12 protein-coding genes and 5 pseudogenes are annotated in these 20,510 nt (G+C 58.8%); 7 read left to right on the top strand and 10 right to left on the bottom strand.

Features of this window, described 5'->3' with window-relative positions; translation table 11 throughout:
* Positions 1–1,210 (bottom strand): ATP-binding protein (locus KJQ96_RS30635; RefSeq protein ID WP_213290078.1); only part of this gene is annotated, 1,210 nt, incomplete at its 3' end.
* Positions 1,211–1,472: 262 nt separating this feature from the next.
* Between KJQ96_RS30635 and KJQ96_RS30630 the strand changes: the two are divergent.
* Positions 1,473–1,610: pseudogene (locus KJQ96_RS30630) on the top strand (transposase domain-containing protein); the annotation flags it as partial.
* 182 nt (positions 1,611–1,792) lie between these two features.
* Here KJQ96_RS30630 and KJQ96_RS30625 read toward each other — a convergent pair.
* From KJQ96_RS30625 to KJQ96_RS30605, 5 genes and pseudogenes are all read right to left on the bottom strand, one after another.
* The gene (locus tag KJQ96_RS30625; protein ID WP_213290073.1) at positions 1,793–1,996 is read right to left on the bottom strand and encodes a hypothetical protein; all 204 of its coding nucleotides are present in this window, start codon (positions 1,994–1,996) and stop codon (positions 1,793–1,795) included.
* A gap of 561 nt (positions 1,997–2,557) precedes the next feature.
* Positions 2,558–4,066, bottom strand: coding sequence for an ISL3 family transposase (locus KJQ96_RS30620; protein WP_309142488.1), 1,509 nt, complete (start codon positions 4,064–4,066; stop codon positions 2,558–2,560).
* A 420-nt stretch (positions 4,067–4,486) separates the two neighbouring features.
* Positions 4,487–6,325: an ABC transporter ATP-binding protein gene (locus tag KJQ96_RS30615; RefSeq protein WP_213290071.1), complete on the bottom strand. Its 1,839-nt coding sequence runs from the start codon at positions 6,323–6,325 to the stop codon at positions 4,487–4,489.
* A 137-nt stretch (positions 6,326–6,462) separates the two neighbouring features.
* Positions 6,463–6,697: pseudogene (locus tag KJQ96_RS30610) on the bottom strand (transposase domain-containing protein); the annotation flags it as partial.
* 227 nt (positions 6,698–6,924) lie between these two features.
* Positions 6,925–8,109 (bottom strand): TlpA disulfide reductase family protein, encoded by a 1,185-nt coding sequence (locus KJQ96_RS30605; RefSeq protein WP_213290070.1) that lies wholly within the window; start codon positions 8,107–8,109, stop codon positions 6,925–6,927.
* 1,939 nt (positions 8,110–10,048) lie between these two features.
* Between KJQ96_RS30605 and KJQ96_RS30600 the strand changes: the two genes are divergently transcribed.
* A complete protein-coding gene (locus KJQ96_RS30600; RefSeq protein ID WP_213290068.1) occupies positions 10,049–10,312 on the top strand; it encodes a hypothetical protein in 264 nt (87 codons plus the stop codon).
* 622 nt (positions 10,313–10,934) lie between these two features.
* On the opposite strand, the pseudogene KJQ96_RS42210 reads toward KJQ96_RS30600, so the two are convergent.
* Positions 10,935–11,069, bottom strand: a pseudogene (locus KJQ96_RS42210) (primase-helicase family protein); the annotation flags it as partial.
* Between the two features lie 772 nt (positions 11,070–11,841).
* Positions 11,842–12,699: pseudogene (locus tag KJQ96_RS42205) on the bottom strand (PriCT-2 domain-containing protein); the annotation flags it as partial.
* 8 nt (positions 12,700–12,707) lie between these two features.
* Between KJQ96_RS42205 and KJQ96_RS30590 the strand changes: the two are divergent.
* From KJQ96_RS30590 to KJQ96_RS30570, 5 genes are all read left to right on the top strand, one after another.
* A complete protein-coding gene (locus KJQ96_RS30590; RefSeq protein WP_213290066.1) occupies positions 12,708–13,334 on the top strand; it encodes an HNH endonuclease in 627 nt (208 codons plus the stop codon).
* Positions 13,282–14,088, top strand: coding sequence for a hypothetical protein (locus KJQ96_RS30585; protein WP_213290065.1), 807 nt, complete (start codon positions 13,282–13,284; stop codon positions 14,086–14,088). Before KJQ96_RS30590 ends, KJQ96_RS30585 begins: the two co-directional genes overlap by 53 nt.
* 330 nt (positions 14,089–14,418) lie before the next feature.
* Positions 14,419–15,012, top strand: coding sequence for a hypothetical protein (locus KJQ96_RS30580; protein WP_213290064.1), 594 nt, complete (start codon positions 14,419–14,421; stop codon positions 15,010–15,012).
* Positions 15,013–15,202: 190 nt separating this feature from the next.
* Positions 15,203–15,703 carry a DUF1643 domain-containing protein gene (locus KJQ96_RS30575; RefSeq protein ID WP_213290063.1) on the top strand — a complete coding sequence of 167 codons (501 nt, stop codon included), beginning with the start codon at positions 15,203–15,205 and terminating at the stop codon, positions 15,701–15,703.
* Positions 15,704–15,760: 57 nt separating this feature from the next.
* Positions 15,761–16,051, top strand: coding sequence for a hypothetical protein (locus tag KJQ96_RS30570; protein WP_057850452.1), 291 nt, complete (start codon positions 15,761–15,763; stop codon positions 16,049–16,051).
* A 351-nt stretch (positions 16,052–16,402) separates the two neighbouring features.
* Here the strand turns inward: KJQ96_RS30570 and KJQ96_RS30565 are convergent, their stop codons facing one another.
* Positions 16,403–16,564 carry a hypothetical protein gene (locus KJQ96_RS30565; RefSeq protein ID WP_213290062.1) on the bottom strand — a complete coding sequence of 54 codons (162 nt, stop codon included), beginning with the start codon at positions 16,562–16,564 and terminating at the stop codon, positions 16,403–16,405.
* A 2,085-nt stretch (positions 16,565–18,649) separates the two neighbouring features.
* Positions 18,650–19,880: pseudogene (locus tag KJQ96_RS30560) on the bottom strand (IS256 family transposase).
* Between the last annotated feature and the right edge of the window lie 630 nt (positions 19,881–20,510).

Below are 20,510 nucleotides of genomic sequence, written 5' to 3'. Positions count from 1 at the left end.
TGAGATCGCGCCGCTGACTGGCTGAGAGGCGGTCGGGTCCCCAATCGTCCAATACAAGCAAATCGACCTTGACCAGCATCCGGAACAGTCGCGGGAAGCGGCCGTCGCCATGAGCGAGATCGAGATCAGCGAACAGACGCGGCACGCGCGTGTAGTGGACCGTGTAGCCGTCGCGGCAAGCCTTTTGCGCGAGCGCGCAGGCTAACCACGACTTGCCGATTCCGCACGGGCCGGTGACCAGCAGGCCGCGGTGCTCGGCGATCCAGCGGCAGGTGGCCAACTGTTGGAACAGCGCCTTGTCGAGCCGGCGTGGCGTGCGGTAGTCGACGTCCTCGACCGCGGCTTGGCTGTGCCGCAGCCGGGCGGCGCGCAGTCGGGCCTGGAAACGACGGGTGCTGCGATAGGCGACCTCGCGGTCGAGCAGCAGAGCCAGCCATTCGGCGTGCGCGAGATTGCGAGCCTCCTCTTGCACCTCGAGCTCGGTGAAGGCTTGCGCCATGCCGTCGAGCTTGAGCATCTCGCCGGATCGCCAGTCGATATCATCCAGGGTGAGGGCCGCGACCTCGCCAGCCCGTAAACCGAGCTTGGCCAGCAGCATCAGGATGGCGTAATCCCGCCGTCCTATCGCGGCGGCCCCGTCGCAACTATCGAGGACCTTCTCGACCTGCGTGGCGGACAGATAGGTCGGCAGGCTTGCGAGCTTCCATCGCCTGATGGAGGGTACGCAGTCCGCCAGAGCGAGCGCGGTCAACCCTTTATGATGGAGGTATCGGAGAAATGCGCGCAGCGACCAGCACATCGCCTTCCCAGACGCCGCGCTCCGATCCCGGGCGTGGCGCGCGATGTAGCGGGTGACGTCCTCTCGGCTGATATTGCCGAGGTCGCTGGCGACGGTAGGGCACACCTCGCGCAGGAAGCGGCGAATGAATGGCAGGTGGCGAATGATGGTCCTCGGCCCGCGTTCCCTTTGCAGATAGTCGGCGAACTCCCTGAATATCTGGTCCTGCGGCGAGATCGGCGGCAGCGCCGCCGGCGCGATCATGCCCGCCTCGCGCAACACCGATAGCAACCGCTTCAGCGCCGCCCGGTCGCCCGGCTGAATGCACTGCTTCCCCGCTCGGTGCTTAAAGTACCGTTCGACCACGCGCTCATCGAGATCGGCCAGCCTTAAGCCACATCTTTTGATCCAGCTGATGAGGTCGCTGACCAAGTTCAGGCATCGCCACGTGCCGTGGCCAGCGAGTTCGTCCCTGACGAGGCGCGCCGTGTAGAGCTCGACGAGTGGTCTGTGAGGTCCACTCTTCAGGCGCCGGAATAGTCGGCTCCGGCCCAAACACTCTTCAGCAATCATATCCTGGTCTCCGCTGTTGAAAGCGGAGGTACAAGACAAACTATGCCGAGCCGATTACACGCCGCTCACGGTGAATCTCGGGAAAACAAGCCCGTTCGGCATAGTTCGACAATCGGCATAAACGGCAAAGCTCAACGACATCGATCCGCAAGCCTGGTTGGCGGACGTGTTGGCTCGCATCGCCGCCACCCCGCAAGGTCGGCTCAATGAGCTGCTCCCTTGGGAGTGGAAGAAGACCTCTGTTCAGTCCGTTGCCTGATCAGCGTCACGCGACTATCCCGCGGCCCTGACCGGTCCTGACCGGACGGTTATTTCACTCTAAGCAATGCCCATTAGCAGCCACACACGTTTGCAAGCTGCCCCCGAGCGATCCAATGCTCAGGCGCTCGCCCTATCTTTCAGATGGCAAGGCGAGGTAAGCGGTAAAAAACTCGGTCCTACTTAGTCGCCGCTAGTGTCGGCGATTTCTTCAAAGAGCCATAGCCGTTTAGCCGCAACTATCGCATCCCGTGGTATGCTCCTCAAACCGCAGTGGATTGAAGAGTCGCGAATTTCTTTGACCTTGGTCTGTTCTTCCCTTGGCATCGGCGCTTTTTCTCCGTAAGCCCAAGATCCTGTCGTTCCGTTCATCTTCAGCTTCTTCAAATTGCCCGCCTATTGCCGACGGCGAGAAAAGCAACTGCCGTGCCAGCGCTCCTGCCGCGCATTAAGTGCCTGATTGTGTCTTGAAACAGCTCGCGATGCGCTTGGCGCGCGGTGTTTTGAATCTCACAGGTTTTGTGAGCCGCTGTCAGAAACCAGACAAGGATCGAGATCTGGCGTATCCGGACTTTGCCCAACTGACTTAATCCAGGTTGAAGCGAAGAGCAGAAGGTGCGCGGTCTCATGCTGTCATTTGCCCTCACACCATAAGGTTGGTTTATGGCGCACGCGGCGTAAGGACGTAGCGATCAGGACGCGATGACGGCCTGCTTCGCGGTCAGTTACGATTGGATAAGCAACGCTAGCGTGTTCTTTGCAGAGAATCAAATTGTTGCGTTGTGGGATCGCGGCGTGACTTCACCTGGAAGAGCGCTGTAGCGCGACAATCAAGATGGGAAATCCCGCGACAATCCTGATTGTCGCGGGATTCCCATCTTGATTGGGTTCTTCCGCATATTTGGTGCAGCATGAGCGATCGGGGTTGGATAGGTTGCCCGGTCGCTCTCAAGCAGCCAGGAGGACGCGTCGACGCAATAACGGGTAGCTTGCCCGGCCATACATTTGTCGTTTGATGGCTTTGATCCTGCTGATCTGGCCTTCGACCGGACTGGTTGTCCAGGAGGTCGTTATTGCCGCTCGGACCGCATCGATGTCGCGCGCGATGCCGTTGGCGAAGCTCTTGAGTTCGCTGTTGCCTGCTTGTGTGATCCATTCATCGAGCTCGGCGATGTCGCTACCACTAAGAAGGGACACAAACCGCTTCGCCAGATCGGCGACCGTCGCGAGTTCCGGAGCTTGCGCAAATAGATGGCCGAGGAACAGCCTGGCTTCAGCATCGATCTGATCCGGATCCTGGCTCAAGTACCAAGCACAGCGACGACGCGTGGGAGCTTTCCATGTCAGGTGTGGTTGTGCTGCTCCTCCCGCGTCTGCATGTGCACGCCTGTCAGCGGCCCATCGCGCGACGGTCACCCGACTTCCAGTATAACCCTGTTGCTGAAGCTCCCGCCAAAGCTGCTGGCCCACCTGGCAACCGAAGGCCCACCGCGCTTCTAGCCATGTCTGGAAGGGCGCGAGAAGATGTGAAGGTCGGTGAGGACGCGAATGCTCCGGTTCGCCGCCAGCGGCCAGCCAGCGCTGAACAGTGCGCCTGTCGACGCCGAGCAGTTGGGCGATCCTGGATGTCGGGCAACCTTGCTGGCGTAGGCGACAGATTTCATCCCAGCGTTCGCGTCGCGCAGCCTTTCGATCCGCCCGCAACCGTGCAAGGCCGGGCGGCGGCGCGGAACTGCCGGTCTTCGCTCGTTGCGCGGACGCCATGATTTGCACGGCGGCGGCTACGTTGTGACGATGGCGGCCGACCGCGTGGCGCAAGGCCTCACCCAGACTATTGAGCAGGTGCCAGCGGTCCGCCACCTGCACCGCGTCGGGGACGCCGCAGCGTGCGCCATCAGCATAAAGTCCCGCACGATCGCGGGCGACGACCTTGATCCCCGGCCAGCGCTTCAGCCAGCGCGCAACACTGTCGGCGTTACGATCGGGAAGCAGATCAAGCACGCAATTGCGCTCCAGATCGCAGATGATCGTTCCATATCGCTGGCCACGACGCCAAGCCCAATCGTCGATGCCGACGACGGTCGGGGCAACGAAATCCGGCAAGGGAGCCGAGTGAATCATTCGGAGCAAGGTGTCGCCGCTGACCGGCATGGCCAGTTTGCGCGACGGGCGCGAGCCGGGCTCACCTCCGACCGCAAAGCCGATCGCCAGTTGGCTCTCGCCGAGGCGGGTTGTGCGTCTTGCTTTCGGCCGCACCGTTGCCGGTAGCCGCTCGGTGAATATCCGACGCGGGCATTGTGGATTCGCGCATCGAAACCGTCGCGCGTGAAGCCGGATTTCGACAACCTGACCCTGCCACGGCAGATCGGCTAAGCGTCGCACGTAATGGCTGTGGACGCGACCCGTCTGGCAGCCGCAACAGGGACAGAGCGAGACCGCTGACTTCGGCCGAGCCACGAGCACCACCCTGTCGGTCTGGGGAGAGATTTGGACAATCGAAAGCTCGGGGGAAACCAGTGAGCGGAAGGCTTGGAGCAAGGCGAATCACGAGCGTCGACTGCGATTCTTACCTTATGCCCTTGTTTGAACTGTCCGTGAATCCTACACCCTGCACCAAATATGCGGAAGAACCCTTGATTGTCGCGCTACAGCGCTTCCGCCGCAATGCCTTTTTGCCACATCCAAGCCACGGTCCCGACCGTCTTGAGCATGCACCGATGTGAAGCATCAGGATTTAGTTGTTCTTCCGACATTCGCCCTGCTCCCGCTTCAGAAGCACTCTTCTTAAGACAACCCTTACCTTCGCGGTGAATATCGATGAGATGCCGGGGAGTTGACCGGCGCGATGCCAATCAGCTGCAGCCAAGCTAAATAGCGCTAAGGCTGCGGGGATGCGGCCAGCCATGCTTTAGTCTGGCCTGCCGCCGAGATCTGACCGCACTCGATGGCCTGCAGCTCGAACAGCCCGCGATAGATGCCGCCGGGACGCGCCGTCAGCGCCGCGTGCGTTCCCTGCTCGACGATCTCGCCGCGGTCGAACACCAGGATGCGGTCGAGGCTGCGCACCGTCGACAGCCGGTGCGCGATCACGATCGAGGTGCGTTCCTTCATCAGCCGCTCCATCGCCTGCTGGATCAGGCCCTCTGACTCGGAATCAAGGCTCGAGGTTGCCTCATCCAGGATCAGCACCGGCGCGTCCGCCAGGAACGCGCGCGCCAGTGCCACGCGCTGCCGCTCGCCGCCCGACAGCTTGACGCCGCGCTCGCCGACCAGCGTGCCGTAGCCTTTCGGCAGTCGCAGGATGAAGTCATGCGCGTTGGCGAGCCGCGCCGCCTGCTCGATCGCCGCCATGCTGGCGCCGGGCCGGCTATAGGCGATGTTCTCCGCCAGCGAGCGGTGAAACAGGATCGGCTCCTGTTGCACGATCGCGATTTGGCTCCGCAGCGATTGCTGCGTCGCTCTCGCGATATCCTGGCCGTCGATAAGGATACGGCCGCCGGAGACGTCGTAGAGCCGTTGCACCAGCTTGACGAACGTGGTCTTCCCGGAGCCGGAACGGCCGACCAGACCGACGCGCTCGCCGGCGCGAATGTCGATCGACAATCCGTCGTAGAGCGGCGCGTGATGCCCGACATAAAGGAAAGTCACGTCGTTGAACGTGATCCTACCGCCCTGAATGTCGATCGGCTTGGCGTCGGGCGCATCGACAATGCCGATCGGCTCGCCATGGATGGTGACAAGCTCTTCCATGTCGTTCACCGAATGCTGCAGATTGTTGATGTGCATGCCGACGTCGCGTAAATAGCCGTGGATGATATAGTAGCTCGTCAGCACATAGGTGACGTTGCCCGGCGAGGCGCGCCCGTCAATCCACAGCAGAATGGCGCCGCCGATCACGGAAGCGCGAAAGCACAACAACATCATGAGCTGCACTGTGCCGGTGGCGTTGTAGCGCCGCCAGGTGCGCAGTACCCGCGCCCGCCAGCGGCTGATGACACCGTTAAGCCGAGCATCCTCGCGCGCCTCCGCACCGAAGGATTTCACCACAGCATTGCAGGTGAGCGAGTCCGCCAGCGTGCCGCCGACCTTGGTGTCCCAGGTGTTGGAGACGCGCGCCGCCGACGCGATGTAGCCGATCGTGAATGCCATCGTGATCGCGACATAGATCACCGCGCCGAAGCCGACCACACCGCCGAGGACCGGCCAATGCAGACCGAGCAGGATCATCGAGCCCACGAGCACCGCTAGCGACGGCAACAATGCCATCAGGATCGTGTTGTTGAGCAGCTCGAGCGCCCACATGCCGCGTGTGATCTTGCGCACGGTTGAGCCGGCGAAAGAGTTGGCGTGCCAGTCAGTCGAGAACCGCTGCACCCGCATGAAGGCCTCGCGCGCCACATCCGACATCGTCTTCAGCGTGAACGGCACGATCGCCAGCGAGCCTGTTAACCGGAATATGATCGAGAGCAGGCCAAGCGCGAGGATGCCGCCGAAGGCGACGAACGCCGCCTGCCGTGCTGCCTGGTCGGACGGACCTGATGTCAGCGCCTCGACCAAGTGACCGGAATAGACCGGCATGAACAGGTCGGCCACCGTTGCCCCTAAGAAGCCGACGAGGACGACCGCGACGCGGACGGGCTGCTTTAGCCAGTGACGGAACACAAACGGGATCACCACGCCGATTGCGATGGGTGGTTTGTCATCTTTAACGAGCATGGCGCCAGCAGTTTCTGCCACACGCGGCGTAAGACCCTTTTGATCCAGACGCGATGTGCCGAATGCTTGGCGCTGCCGTCCGAGGTGACGCAATAATGCCCGGAGTTTGGGGCTGCGATCGAAATCTTCTGCCCATTTCACCCCCTCTTTGCGTAAGCGTAGCTGAAGCGGTTCAAGCTTTGAGGGTTCCACGGCATGAGAGCATCGATCTGAGAAATCGGCCAGCCTTGCGCGATCCGTTCGATAGTTTGTGTGAGCCAGGCATGCGGATCGACATCATTCATCTTCGCCCGTCTGCAGAAGCATGGAGATGGCCGCCTAAGTCCGGGCGCCGCCATGGCCGTGCGCAAAGGGTGCATTTTTATGACGAAGGAGTCGTTCAGCATTTCGTGTAGACCTTAAGACCGTAAGAGTGTTTGCATCATGGGATGACGGCGCGACTTCACCTGGAAGATCACGTCCGCCTCGATCCGGCCGGAGGTCATCGCAATTTGAACCTCCAACCTGCCGCAAACGATCCAGCGCTGTACTCGATGGTCTTTAGTTGCCACTGGCCCGCCGGAGAAATGGACGAATTCACCCGTGAGCAATTCCGACTATTAGCCTTTTTCATGTTTTCTCTTTCGGCGCCTGCGCTTTGACTCTTTCGGAAACCCGTCTTGCGGAGTCGCACAAAGAGCCCCGTAGGAAGCCTTCTCACCCCTGTAGTTGGCCAGCGCTTGGACCAACAGCGACATAACGTGCTGTTTCAGTTCGTCGGGGATAGGCTCAGAACCGTCCAGCGACTTCAGCGCCACCTCGACCAACTCGATCGCGCGATCCTTGTTGCCGCTCTCATAATAGTACTGAGCGACCGCCCCATAGGACAGGAACTTGGAGCCGTCGCCGCGTTGCGGAGGATTCAGTGCCAGGATGTGTTCGGACAACTCCTTACCCATCGCAAAGCGCTCGGCAGGCGGGAAGCGGGAGTTGTCATTCGCCGGATCGAAGAGTTGGCGCATCGCCCCGGCCATCCACAGCTCGGATTTTTTGTCGATCGCGTCGCGAACCAATTGGCTCATGACCGGCAAGCCGGTCTGCAAGTCGTGCACTTTGTGAAGCAACAGATCCGCATGAAGCACGCGGAAGTTGACGTCGTCCGGCATTACAGCGACGGCCTCTTCGAGCGCCGAAAGCGCCTTCGTCCAATCCTTAGCCTTCATCGCCGGCGTAAGTTTGGCGAAGATCGGCTCAGTCAACGCTCGCTTGCGCGTCGTTTCGTGCATTGTGCGTTCGCCTTCGGCGATCCGCTCTGTATCGGCGACTCTAGCTTCATCGCTGGTGCGCCAGCCGCCGTTAAGAATTTTCGGCAGAACGTCATCGAGTTGCGTTGGAAGACCGATAAAGGCGATGTGGCCGTCACGGTCGACGACGAACGAGGTGGGAATCCCGACAGAAAAGCTGGGATCCATCCAAAGCTTGTTCATTTTCCCTGTGTAGTCGAATCCGATCCGGTAGTTGAGATTCGAGAGCTTTTCGGTCAACCATGCGTCCAAGTTGGTTTGGGCCTCGTCCGCCGTTCGAGCTTGTTCATAAGCTGCGACTCCGAGGACCTCAACTCCGCTGTCTTTGTATTTATCTTGCAGCTGCACCAGATGGGGCATTGCCGCCACACAGGATCCGCACCAAGTTGCCCAAAATTCGACGATGTACACTTTTCCCGGCTGGAAGCTCGTGAGGGGCTGGCCACGCAGCCAGTTCTTCACCTTGATCGGAGGAGCTGGGGACTCCATGCGCAGCATCATGTTGTTCTCCATAACTATTGCCAAACGTTGCGCGACTTTTTGCGCCAGCTTATCTCTCAGAACGGGGCACACGGGTTCAAGGGAAGGAGCATCGCTCGTTTTTCGCTCTGGACGCACTCAGCCCTTTCTCAGTGTTGCTGGATCTCAACAGCAACAGCCGTGCCATCTTCGTCAGCGCGCATTAAGCGTCTGACTACGCTTTGAAAAATACTCCACGCGCCCAGCCGACCGGTGTTCTGAACCTGACGGGCTTTGTGCCGCTGTCAGGTGTTGGACACGAATTGCGCGCTTCGCGCGGCCAGAAAGCTGGTTGTGAGTCACCGAACGGAACTTGCTAACCCCTCTCCCTGCCAGACAGGATTAGAGGCGAGCGATGCTGTAGATCGGAGTCGAAAAAGCCAAGGCCGTGGACCGGCGACGCGTGTTCGTGTCTATGACGACGGAATCATTCGCGGGGCACTGCAGCGGGTGCTGCTTATCGGTGCGCCTTAAAACTGCCAGTGCTCGCCATCGCGCCAAGCGGCACCACAAACTGGTATTCCGATCAGTTTTGCTGTCCAGTCGCGGGTACGGGGGGTGCCTGACACCCCTATCCCGTTCTAAAATCGTTGCCTCCGTATCGAAAAATATATCGCCGCTCGCCTCGATGCGAGCTAAGACTTATGTGGGCGTTCATCTCACAAGTTTCTGACCAGGAGGCCCGGCTGGCCCCACCCCGCTGGCCCCATGAACACTGTCGTCCTAGCGCAAGCCCTGCGGATCGCCATACCGCCGATCGTCGGGTTCATAGTGCAGATCGTCGAGAACATGTCGATTGCTCCGCCTATTGTTCGAGAATAAACGTCTTGATTGATCTTGCGCTGGATTGTCCGCAGCCAGGCCAGTTTCCTCTCTGTCAATCAAAGTCAGGCAACGGCATGCGTCAGCGGCTTCTCGCCGACTGCACTTCGCGGCGTGCGCCGAGGTAGAGCGCCTTGATTTCGTCTTGGTTGCGCAATTCGGTCGAAGCGCTGGATAGCACGCTCACAAGAACGGACCGCATGGTCGGAGCGTAGCGCGACCGTTCGACTAGCCGGCCTCGCCTATGCGCTAATCTAGGATGGAAGCGGACAAGGGCGCCTGTGATCAGCGAGGCCCTGCCTGCCCTGCCTACGGCTGCCCTGCTACCCTGCCCCTGCTATCCCATGGCGCAGTGCACAAGGGTAGCCCTGCCCCATTGGCACAGGACAATGTGAGACAGATTATATTCCTATGTATCATTGGGTATCAGGGCTTCAGGGGCATAGGGCGCCAAACATGTCTTGGCTTGTGTCATCGGGTATCAGGTTGGCTACGGGTCCCTCTTGAGGGCGTCTCATTCCGCGGGGGGCGCAGAGCCGGGGCAATCGCGAGTTTTGAAAATCTTCCTATAGAACATCGGAGAAAACGTAACGAAATCGGGGCTGTCTCAGAATGTCCCGAAAAACCTAGAAGTGAGAATTCGACAACAATGTCTCATGTTGTCCTGGTACAGGAGCGTACGGTAAGAATGTGAAGTCGCAATTTTCCCGTACCGGCTGTAAACCTCTGATTTATTATTGTTTTTTATACCCGGTACAGTAAGTACAGGAAGTATAGGTACATTTCTCGTGTATGCGCGCGAACTGGAGGTCGGCAGTCCGACCACCTCATGGTCTCTGTCCCACGTTGGAGAATTTTGGTTGGTCTTGCCCGTTCTTCCTGTACCAACCTTTCTTCAATAGGTCGATCAAAGCGTTAGCCGCGTGCAGGAAGCCGGATTCATCCTGTACCGGTACAGGAGGCTTCCCGTCCACGCTTCGAAATCGACGCCGAAAGCTGGGAATTCGGGCGCCGCAGCTGATTTATAATTTCAGCAGCGTGATTGTAGTAACAATGCTGAGCACATATTTCGTTCGAACGTTGAATTGGAGTGACAAGTATGAGTCAGGCCAAACGGGAATTGGACGCATGGAACAACCTGAGATCGCGGCTCGAAAATTTAGCGTGCGAGGTTGAAGCGATCGAATATGACGGCGATCGGGATGCTTACGTGTCGAAAGAGGACACCGACGCGGAGAGGCACGCATATGCCCGCCTGACGAGGATGCACCGACTAGGCTTGATCGATTTCCCCTTGGACGAGGTAAAGGACCTGTTGGAGGACGTTCTCGATGGCGCGCGCATGGAAAATTATGGCGTTTAGCCGAGCAGATCGTCGTCTTGGGGGAAATCGCCGGCCCAATTTTGATCGTGCTGCCAATCAATTTTTCGAATTCGGCGCGGCATTCAGCCAGGCGGGGAATAACATAATACCACTGCCGCTTATCGCCGACCTTGGGGTGAATGCGGGTGATCGCTGGAAAGATTTGGTGCACACGCACGCCGAACCGTGAAGCGTTGAGCGGATCGCCGGCAAACCGGCGTCGCCTTAACCAGTCCTCGTAATTGAGACGGAAATCGTCGACCGCGACCTTGATCGAGGCGTCTTCCCAGGAGAGCTCGACGTCCTCGAACATCGAATCCCCGGGCGCGCGGCCGGAGGACAGGATCTCGAAAAGCCATTGCTCGATGCCGCGGAGCGAGGCGATTTTCTGATCGCGCACGCCGGTGGTCATCGGCGGGTTGCGCACGTCGAAGCCGGTCAAATCGACGTCGAGCAGGTGGTGCAGCAGCGCGGCGCGACCGCCGTGGTGCACTTCCTCGCGCAGCTTGGCGAAGTAGACGGTGTCGCGCGCCCTGGTATCGGCGACGTTGAGCACGCAGAAGCGCCGCTCGTCGAATGTCGACGGCACGATCCAGTCTTCGTTCGAACTGATTATGATGCGGAGCACCGACGCGACTTGAAATGCGTTGATGCCTTTGCTCTCGATCATCACCTGTTCGGACGTGATCAGGTGCTTCAGTTGCCCTTCGGCCTTTTTGTCGCCGGCCCAGAAGCCTTCTTCGACATGCAGCAGCAGGGTCTTTTCCTGATGCGCGTTGAAGCGGCCGACCAGATGTTCGGGGTTCGAAATTGTGATGATGGGGGAAAAGACCGCCGACGTAGTCGCCGATCGTGTCTTTGCCCGCGCCCTTGCGACCCTTCAGCACCAGCGCGGTACCGGGCTTTTCCCAGGGGCGCTGAACCATGTGGGCGAACCAGCGGATCACCCATTGATAGGCGTTGTCGTCGCCGGCACAGATGTTATCGCGCAAGTGGTCGAGGAAGCGCGCGCAGGATGACGATGGATCGGGTTCGACGGCGAAGCCTTGCCAATGATTGTAGGCGCCGTCGGGCCCGCCCTGTGGCGCGAAGACGATGCCGTTCGGATAGCTGCGCCGAGCCTTGTGGCGCATCCACGCCTTGGTTACCGGCTCGGTGGACTTCTCCGTCGCGACGCGATCGTTTTCGTAATAGTTGTAGACGTCATGCACCGATCCATAGGAGGTCGTGCCGTCTTTTTCGAAGGTGAGGATCACCGTTTTGCCTTTGACGAAGGCGACGGCGTGGTTCTTATTCAGCTTCGCGATCCGCTTCGGCACATGACCGAGCTCGTGATGCACTTCGGCCTGTTTCAGCTTGCGAACGCGCTCTGGCTGCTCGGTGGCCGTGTCATCGCCCTCGCCTAGCAGATCGTCGACGTCATCATCCATATGGCCGGGCTTAACCCGGGCATCGTCCCCGTCAATTTCATCTTCATCGCCGAGATCGTCGAAGGCGCTCATCAACCGAACTTCCTTCGCGGCCGACAACAGCGTTGCCATGCGAACGGGCTTGTTCGATTGCCGGAATGAGCGCCAAACTCGCCGTTGATCTTCCGGATCGTATTTGTCGGAGGCGGCCGAGAATTCAACCCAGGCCTTGAAGCCCTCTTTGCTGCCGTTGAACTCGTGGTGCAGCGCCATGCCGACCTGCAACCAGCCGTCGCGGTCCTCGCGCCAGGTGTCGGTCGGCAGGTCTGCCAGAATATCCTTTGCCTCGGCGACCGAGAGGCCGAGCGCGTTGGTGCGGACGTCGGTTTCGTCCCTACTCGGTGGCTCCCAGCCGGCGACCCGTGACGCGGGAATGACCGGACCGACGCCGAGCTCGACGAGATCCACGGGCCATTCCCGCTCCCATTTGTAGCGCTTGCCGGTGTCGGGATGGATCGAGGGCGGCACGACGACCTGCTTGCCGGTGCCGAAGCGCTCGATTTCCCAGGCCCAATGCGCCTTCTTGTCTTTTCCGATAATTTTTTCTGTGGAGTGGCGCAGCTTTTTCGACGGGAATGGTCGATCGGTCAGGAAATACAGATGGCGGCTCTCGCCCATCGAGCCCGAGATGACCGATGGCAGCGAACGCGCTTCCGGAATCAATTCGAGCAACGCGCCCCAGGCCTCATCGGCTTTGTCGGGGTCGCGGATGTCGAGATCGATGCAGTGAAGGTATAAATCGTTGAAAAGCGACGGCTCGCCAAGGCGAACGCCGAGATTATAGCCATCCCGGTGTGTCTTCGTGAGGGTGGCGAGTGAAGCGACGCGTTCTGTCGACCAGCTATCGTTGAAGACCTTCTCGGCTAGTCGATCCTTCGGGGTGTCGGGAAACCGGCACCCCTCTTTCTCTCTGACCACATCGGCCAATGAAACGGTCCCGACAACAAACCGAGCGAGCAGTATCGGTCGAAGTATTGCGGCGGCTATTCCGCTGTGATGCGAAGCGCGGCCTGCTGTTCTGGCGCAGGCGCGCTGTCGACCATTATCGAATTGTAGCTTGGAACAAGCGATTCGCAGGTAAGCAGGCCGGAAACGATAACGGTCTCGGTCATTTGCAGATCGCCTTCGCGATCGACGGAGTCAAATACTATTCGACCGTTCACCGCGTGATTTGGGCGCTTTCGCATGGCCACTGGCCGACCGATGACCTCGATCATCGCCATGGAGAGCGCTCCCACAACGCCATTGTCGAGTTGCGCGACTGCACACCTTCCGACAACCAGCGCAATCGTCGTCTCCATAAGAACAACACGAGCGGATTTAAAGGTGTTTCGCGGGTTCCGAAGCTACAGAAATATCTCGTTCAAATTCAGATCAATAAGGCCGCCGTCAAGCTCGGATACTTCGTCGACAAGATTGAAGGGCAAACGCCTATGACGTCGCCGCGATCAAGCATTTCGGCGAATTCGCAAAAACCAACCGACAGTTGGGTTTGCTTCCATGAAGACGTCGCTTGCAGATGCCGCGCTGTTCGACACGGAAGTGTACATTAACTACTTCCTGGCGGCGTTCAAATCGGTCAAGACCGGTAAAGTGCTTCGGTTGGAGAAGTCCGACCGGTGCGTCCTCGATCGCAAGAAGCTGCGCCAGGTGCTCGACGAATATTGCACCGTCGGCTTCAACTCCATCCCGTTCGATATTCCGATAGTGTCGGCAGCCCTCGCCGGCTTCAGCAACAAAGCGCTGAAGCAAATCGCCAATGAGATCATTCAGGATGACGCCAAGCCCTGGAAAATCTCGCGCGCCTACGATTTTCAATTGATCGAGTGCGATCACGTCGACCTGATCGAGATCGCGCCAGGGCAGAACAGCCTCAAGATTTACAACGGCAAAATGCACGGCAGGCGCATGCAAGATCTTCCCGTGGACGAAGATGCCGTGCTGACGCACGACGAGATGGACGTCGTATCGGCTTACTGCGTCAATGACCTTGCCGCCACCGGCCTGCTGATGCAGACGCTCAAGGAGCAACTGACGCTTCGCGAGCAGATGACCAAGCAGTACGGAGTGGATCTACGCTCCAAATCGGATGCGCAAATTGCCGAGGCCGTGATCAAGAAAGAGTTGAAGCGGCTAACCGGTGAAGAACCGAAGAAGCCAAAGATCACGCCAGGCAAGCACTACAAGTACAGGGTTCCCGACTTCGCTCACTATCGATCGACCGAGCTCAACGCAGTTCTCGACAACGTTCGCGCCGCCGACTCGCGATCTCGACGAGCGGCAAGGTCATTATGCCGGACGTCCTGAAGAAGGCCAAAATTAAGATTGGCAGTTCGATCTACCGCGTGGGCATCGGCGGTTTGCACTCATCGGAGAAGACGATCGCGCACGAGCCGACGCGTACACCAGGATCGTCGACCGCGACGTACGCGGCTATTACCCGCAAATCATCCTCAACCTCGGCCTGTATCCGCAGCATCTCGGGCCGATCTTTTTACGGGTCTTCCGATCGTATGTTGAGCGGGCAACAAGGCGAAGGATCGCGTCGACGAACTCAAGAAGCAGATCAAGCGGGCGAACGACGAAGCCACACTGCTGAAGCAGTAATTGAAGACCAACGACGACGTCTCGGGAAGTTTGAAGATCGTCAACAACGGCGCGTTCGGCAAGCTCGGCTCCAAGTGGTCGGTTCTGTTTGCGCCAGACTTGATGATCCAAGTGACGATCGGCGGCCAATTGTCGTTGCTCATGCTGATCGAGATGGTCGAGCGAGCCGGCTTCCGCGTGGTCAGCGCCAACACCGACGGCATCGTGATCATCTGCCCTACGGACGAAGAAGACGCCCTGGCGGCGGTGATCGCGAAGTGGGAGCGGCTGACCGGCTTTGAGACTGAGGAAACAGAATACAGCGCGCTCCATTCCCGCGACGTGAACAACTACATCGCCGTCAAGCCCGACGGCTCTGTCAAGAAGAAGGGCGCATACGCTGAACCCAAGATCGTCGCGAGCTCGTGGCCGTCGCCGCTCAACGAGGTCTGCTCTGACGCCGTGGTCGAGTATGTAACCAAGGGGGTACCGATCTTCAAAACCATTCACGCCTGTCGAGACATTCGGCGATTTGTCACCATTCGCACTGTCAAAGGCGACGCCGTGAAAGACGGCAAGTATCTCGGCAAGGCGATCCGCTGGTACTACTCGACGGACGCCAGCGGCTCGATCACTACAAACTGAATGGCAACAAAGTGGCGCGCAGCGACGGTGCAAAGCTGCTCATGGAACTCCCCGACGCGTTTCCGAATGACGTCGATTACGATTGGTACATTCGAGAGGCCGAAAGCATCCTCATCGATATCGGCTACCGATCTGAACGGCCGACACTAGATCAGCATGTCCTACTCGCCGCGGTGATATGATGGAAGCAATGAAAAGCGCGATCATCTCGTCATGCGGTTTGTATCGCTACGATCTGCGCAGGGATTGGGATGCGAACTTGCCGCCGCTTGTGCTCGGCATGCTCAACCCTTCGAAAGCCGATCACAAAATTGACGACCCGACGATTGTTCGCGGCGTCTATCGCGCGAAAACGATGAATTGCGGATCTCTGATCGTGTGGAATCTCGGCGCAGGTCGGGCGACCGAACCGCAAGACTGGATGGCGATGCCAGACCCGATCGGTCCCGACAATGACCGGCATATTCGAGACATCCTGACCGAATGCAAGGGGCGCAACGGCATCGCCGTCGCCGGTTGGGGCGTCTACGGCGACTTCATGAACCGCGACCTGGCATGGAAATCGCGCATACCGTCCAGCTACCAGGATCGAGAGGCCCTGTTGAGCAGATTCCGGACGATTCTGTCCTCAAAAACACCTATTATCGTGTTATTGACAAACCAAGTGCCTCGTCAGGGCTTTGAGCCGTGAGTTCAGTATTCTTTAGCGCCCACTGTGTGGGGCAGTGTTGGCTTAGCGGAGTCGATCATGACCCCAACCCACCGCATTATCCAGGAGTCGTCCGGAATTCGATTTTCAAGGATCGTCAGTTTTCTCTATGGATCGGCCGCGGACATCGCTTTCTTCATCACAATTCTATCTGTTGTCTGTTTCGTAAGCGGCCAAGTCGTGCCGAAGACGATCGACACGGGCCAGCAGACATGCATCGAATCGCTTGCCGTAGAGGGGGCGGATGGCTCCGTTTGCCATCCAACACAGCGTCAGGACGCGCAAGCACTTCAAAGACTCCTGGACACAATAAGTGCCGAAGCGCATTGAGCGAAGTACTTATCGCTGCGAGCCTCATGCTGCTAATCTGGTAGTGGCATTCGGCAGGCCGAGGAAGCTATGGCGCGGTGACGGCTGCGACAGTCTCATTCGTCGGCTGGATATTCGTGTTCACAAGCACGTTTCTGATCGATCATTTCGAATTGTTCGGACTATATCAAGAGCACCCGATCTCGCGAGCCGCGCAAGCCAGCGCCGCAATTCGCACCCCGCAGCACCACAGATTTGTGCGGCATCTCACATATTCGCCTTTATCGTCGCGTCTGAGCCGCGCCCGTCACGACGATCGGGAATCTGTTACTTGCAGCCGTGATGACCGCTTACATCTTTGTCGGCATCTTCTCAATCATCAAACAGTCTTCTGCGGCCAACGCCGTCGTCGGCGTTGGTTACCAGTATGTCCAGCGTCGGATAGAGCCTCTCGCGAAAGGCTGCGCCGCCGAGAGAACCGCCATTCCACCAAACGGTGATATGCGCCTGCCTGGTCTCCTTGAGCTCTGCCACCGATCACCAGCCCGGTTCGCTGCACGGCGTCCATTTGCACACATGGAAGAACGACGCGCTTGTCAACTAGGCAATCAAGGCCAGGTCCGAAGCGGCGCGAAGGTAGCCTAGATGGGTCTTCGGTCGAGACGAGTACAGGATGTTCAGCTCGCTGATCACGAACATGGGAAGGGTGTTGCAAGGACGGAAGCGAAGGCATGGGCCCACTCGTGGAGCTCAACTTCGAGGGGCTGCCGGGTCCGAGGAGACAGCGTCAAAGGTGTTCTTTTCCGAAATGATGCCGCTCGAAAACATAACTTTATCCCAGAGGATGCGTCGAGCGATCTCACGAGGGTCTGCAGGCACTTGAGCGCGGTGAGTGCAAAACCAGTCAAGCCGCATTTCAAGCGGCAAGACGAACAAGAAGGTTCTCAGCCGAAGCGTATGACAACCTTGAAAGGTGCTTACTCGATCTTGAAAGGATTGGCTGAGGCGGTTCAACTAGAAGCTAGACGGCACCTATATAGGCGACTTCCTGATTAGGTCTGCTCTCAGCCTCGCGCAAACTTGCGAGAAGGAATACGATCCCCGCGCGCGATCAGATCCTGGTCAGTTCGCCGAAGTTCCGGATCACCTTCGGATCGCCGAAGTCGCCGCCGGATCTCCGGAGCGGCTAAGGGCGACGCCGCCGACATGCCTAGGCTTACGGGAGGGGACCTCCGCACGCATGACGGCGCTCTGAGAGAAGCACTCGATCGCTTCACCGGGCGCGATCCGTCGTCAAAACTGAGGCAGGCGCAGCACTGTTTGCATGAGCGGATCGTCCGTATCGAGCATTGCTCTCACGAACCCGAGCGAAAAGCATCCATCGCATGGGCCAATAGTATGCCGATGCTCAGAAAAATGAGTGTCCCGACAAGAGCCGAATACATATGCCACCTCCATAGCTCACTTCCTTTGAACTGCGCGACCGCTTACACAGTCAAATTATTCCTTGAGCACGAAATGGGATCGCAGCCAACTGATGAGTCTGGGCCACAGCGGCTAGCTGGCAACATGTGGAACGATCAAAGGCAGAAGCTGTAAAACCCAGCTGTTCTGTTCGAACCGGCGTGATAGGTCTAGTGCGGATGACCGAAAAACGCGTGTGGCTAATGTGCAACGGATACTTGGTTTCTGCGCGGGAATGCCCAAAACGAACGCTCCGGCCCTTGAGACGCCTGTAGCATCTGCGCGCAAGAATTGGGGCGGATGACTTTTCAAGCTCGAAGGATGAGAGCTTATTGTCTCTTTGGGAGGTGTGCGCCGGCAAGTGTTGGCCGGTTGCGCGAACGCCGGACGTTGCCGCTTTGGTGGTAACAATCTGCGCACCTATGCTGAATTGCTTCGTTCGGAAATGGACCGGCGGGAGCTGAAGTACATCCCGATTAATTGGTCTGAATAGGCCGCTCCACTGCATACCGATGAAAGACCTGCAGAAGCACTTGAAAAAGCTCCGCATTGATGCAGCCGAATGCAAATTGATCAGCGACCTGGCACTGACCAGGAAAAGCGAGAGCTGTTCGCAAGGCTTGCGGATCACTTGAGTGTCGTGGCGTCCTAGGTCGAGCCCGCCATATCTGCGAAAGTCTCCACCACGGAGACGGAGCTATAAACACAGTCGCTCGTGCTTAAGGATCGGCTCTGGGTTCACGAGAGTGGGACTTATGTGAAATTTGACGAGGCGGGTAAGCTGAGCACGATTTTGCCTCTGTGGTTGCCGCGATTGTTGATTAGGTGTCGCCGGGACGAAGCGTCGGAAGGAGGACTTTCTCGACAAGAGGCGGAAACTCTCGCGATCGTTCGGCCCCTCGAGAAACCATGGAGCCTCGATCCGGGCGGGAATGTCAGATATTTTGTGTAAGAGGCCTCTGTGAAGGGTGAATTGCAGTCGTTTCTTGCATCAGCCGGACATTGTCATCGATACCATGGTGGCTAACAGTGGCCGGGCAGCAAGCTCTGTCAAGGCCGCAGCCGCCGCAGGCGGGGGCCGCAGGCCCGCCTTTACAGAGCTTGCTGATCGGCCAAACTCGGGCCGCCGGATAAGACGGCTGATCGACATTTTGGTCATCGCGTTGATCCCGGAAAGCGCGAGCCGAATTGAATGGCGAACTGGCCCATGGCGGCAGTCCACTCGACGCCTCGCCGCCACCTCAATCCGGCGTTCTTGATGGCGAGATAAAGCAGCTTCAACGCCGCGTCATCGTTGGGAAAGCTGCCGCGGGTCTTGATGATCTTGCGCAAGCTGCGGTGCAGCGCCTCGACCGCGTTGGTGGTGTAGATCATCTTGCGGACGCCAGGAGCGAACGCGAAGAACGGCACGACCTGTTCCCAGGCGCGGCGCCAGGCCTGGCCGATCGCCGGATAGCGCTTGCCCCATTCGTCCTCGAACTCCTCGAGCCGGACCAGCGCCATGTCGGCATTCTCGGCCCGGTAGATTGCCTTGATGGCCGGCAGGATCGCCTTGCGATCCTTCCAGGCGACAAACGCCAGGCTGTTGCGGATCAGGTGCAACGATGCAAGTCTGCACCACGGTCTGCGGATAGACCGAGGCGATCGCCTCGGGAAAGCCCTTGAGCCCATCGACCACCGCGATCAGGATATCGTTGACGCCACGCGTCTTCAGGTCGTTGACGACCTTGAGCCAGAATTTGGCGCCTTCGGTCTGCTCAATCCACAGGCCCAGAACCTCCTTCTCGCCGTCCGGATTGAGCGCCAGCGCGACATAGACGGCCTTGTTCTTGACCATGCCTTCATCGCGAATCTTGACCCGCAGCGCGTCGAAAAACACCACCGGATAGACCGGGTCGAGCGGACGGGTTTGCCATTCCCGGACTTCGTCGAGAACCGCGTCGGTCACCCGACTGATCAAATCCGGCGAGACCTCGGCCCCATAAAGTTCAGATAAATGCCCCTGGATCTCGCGCACCGTCATGCCGCGCGCGTAGAGGCTCAGGATTTTGTCGTCGAAGCCGTCGAAACGGGTCTGACCCTTGGCGATCAATAGCGGCTCGAAGCTGCCGGCCCGGTCGCGTGGCACAGCTATGTCGATCTCGCCGTCCTCGGTCAGGATCGTCTTCGCGCTGGTCCCGTTACGGCTATTGCCGCTGCCGCGGCCGGCCGGATCCCCCTTCTCGTAGCCAAGATGATTGCTCAGCTCCGCACCAAGCGCCCGCTCAATCAGCGCCTTCTTCAGTTGCTTGAAAAGCCCGTCCGCACCCGTGAGGTCTTCCGGCTTCTCATAGTTAGCAAGCAGTTGATCCAGTAGTTCAGGTGTAATCGTCGTCTCGGTCGTCATGTGAGTCTCCTCGGTAAGGTAAACTCACAGAAACCTGCTTACACATTCTTTCTGACACCCTCATCCGGGCAGGTGCAATGCGGCCAGGAAGTCTTCCAGCGGCCGTGCGGAATCTTGCTGGGACTCCTCTCGCTACCGGGCGCCCACCCCCGCAAGGCCGCCATATCAATCTGTTCCAGATCTCGTCGCTGAAGACCAAGCGCTCAGGTTCGAGGCGATCTTGAATTTGATCCACTGCGTTCGCCGTCTGGCGACGTCCGGACGGTCGCGTTCGCCAGCCACCACCTTGCTCTTTGAAGCTGAGCTTCTCGGCGTGGACGAACTCCCACTCAACGGTAATCAGCCTTCAGCCCGCGATCAGCGAGCTCGGCGACCAAGCCGCGCAAGGTGAAGTCCCCTTGATTCGTCCTAAAACCCCGACACGATGTTCGCCGGAAATCCCTTGGGCCTGTGGACGCCCATCCTGCCGGGCGCCACGCTGCCGGTCTCCCGATGCCGTCGTACCCATCCTACGGCGGTGCTGACCGCAACACCGAACTGTTTAGCCGCCTCGCTCCGGGACAATCCGCCGGTAAGAACCTACAACGACCCGCTTCCGAAGATCCTCAGAGTAAGGCTTTCCCATCCATG

Origin of the sequence: Bradyrhizobium sp. sGM-13, from assembly GCF_018398875.1 — a bacterium.
Lineage (GTDB): Bacteria > Pseudomonadota > Alphaproteobacteria > Rhizobiales > Xanthobacteraceae > Bradyrhizobium.
The sequence above is the reverse complement of the archived record's forward strand: the minus strand, read 5'-3'. Positions and strand labels throughout refer to the sequence as shown.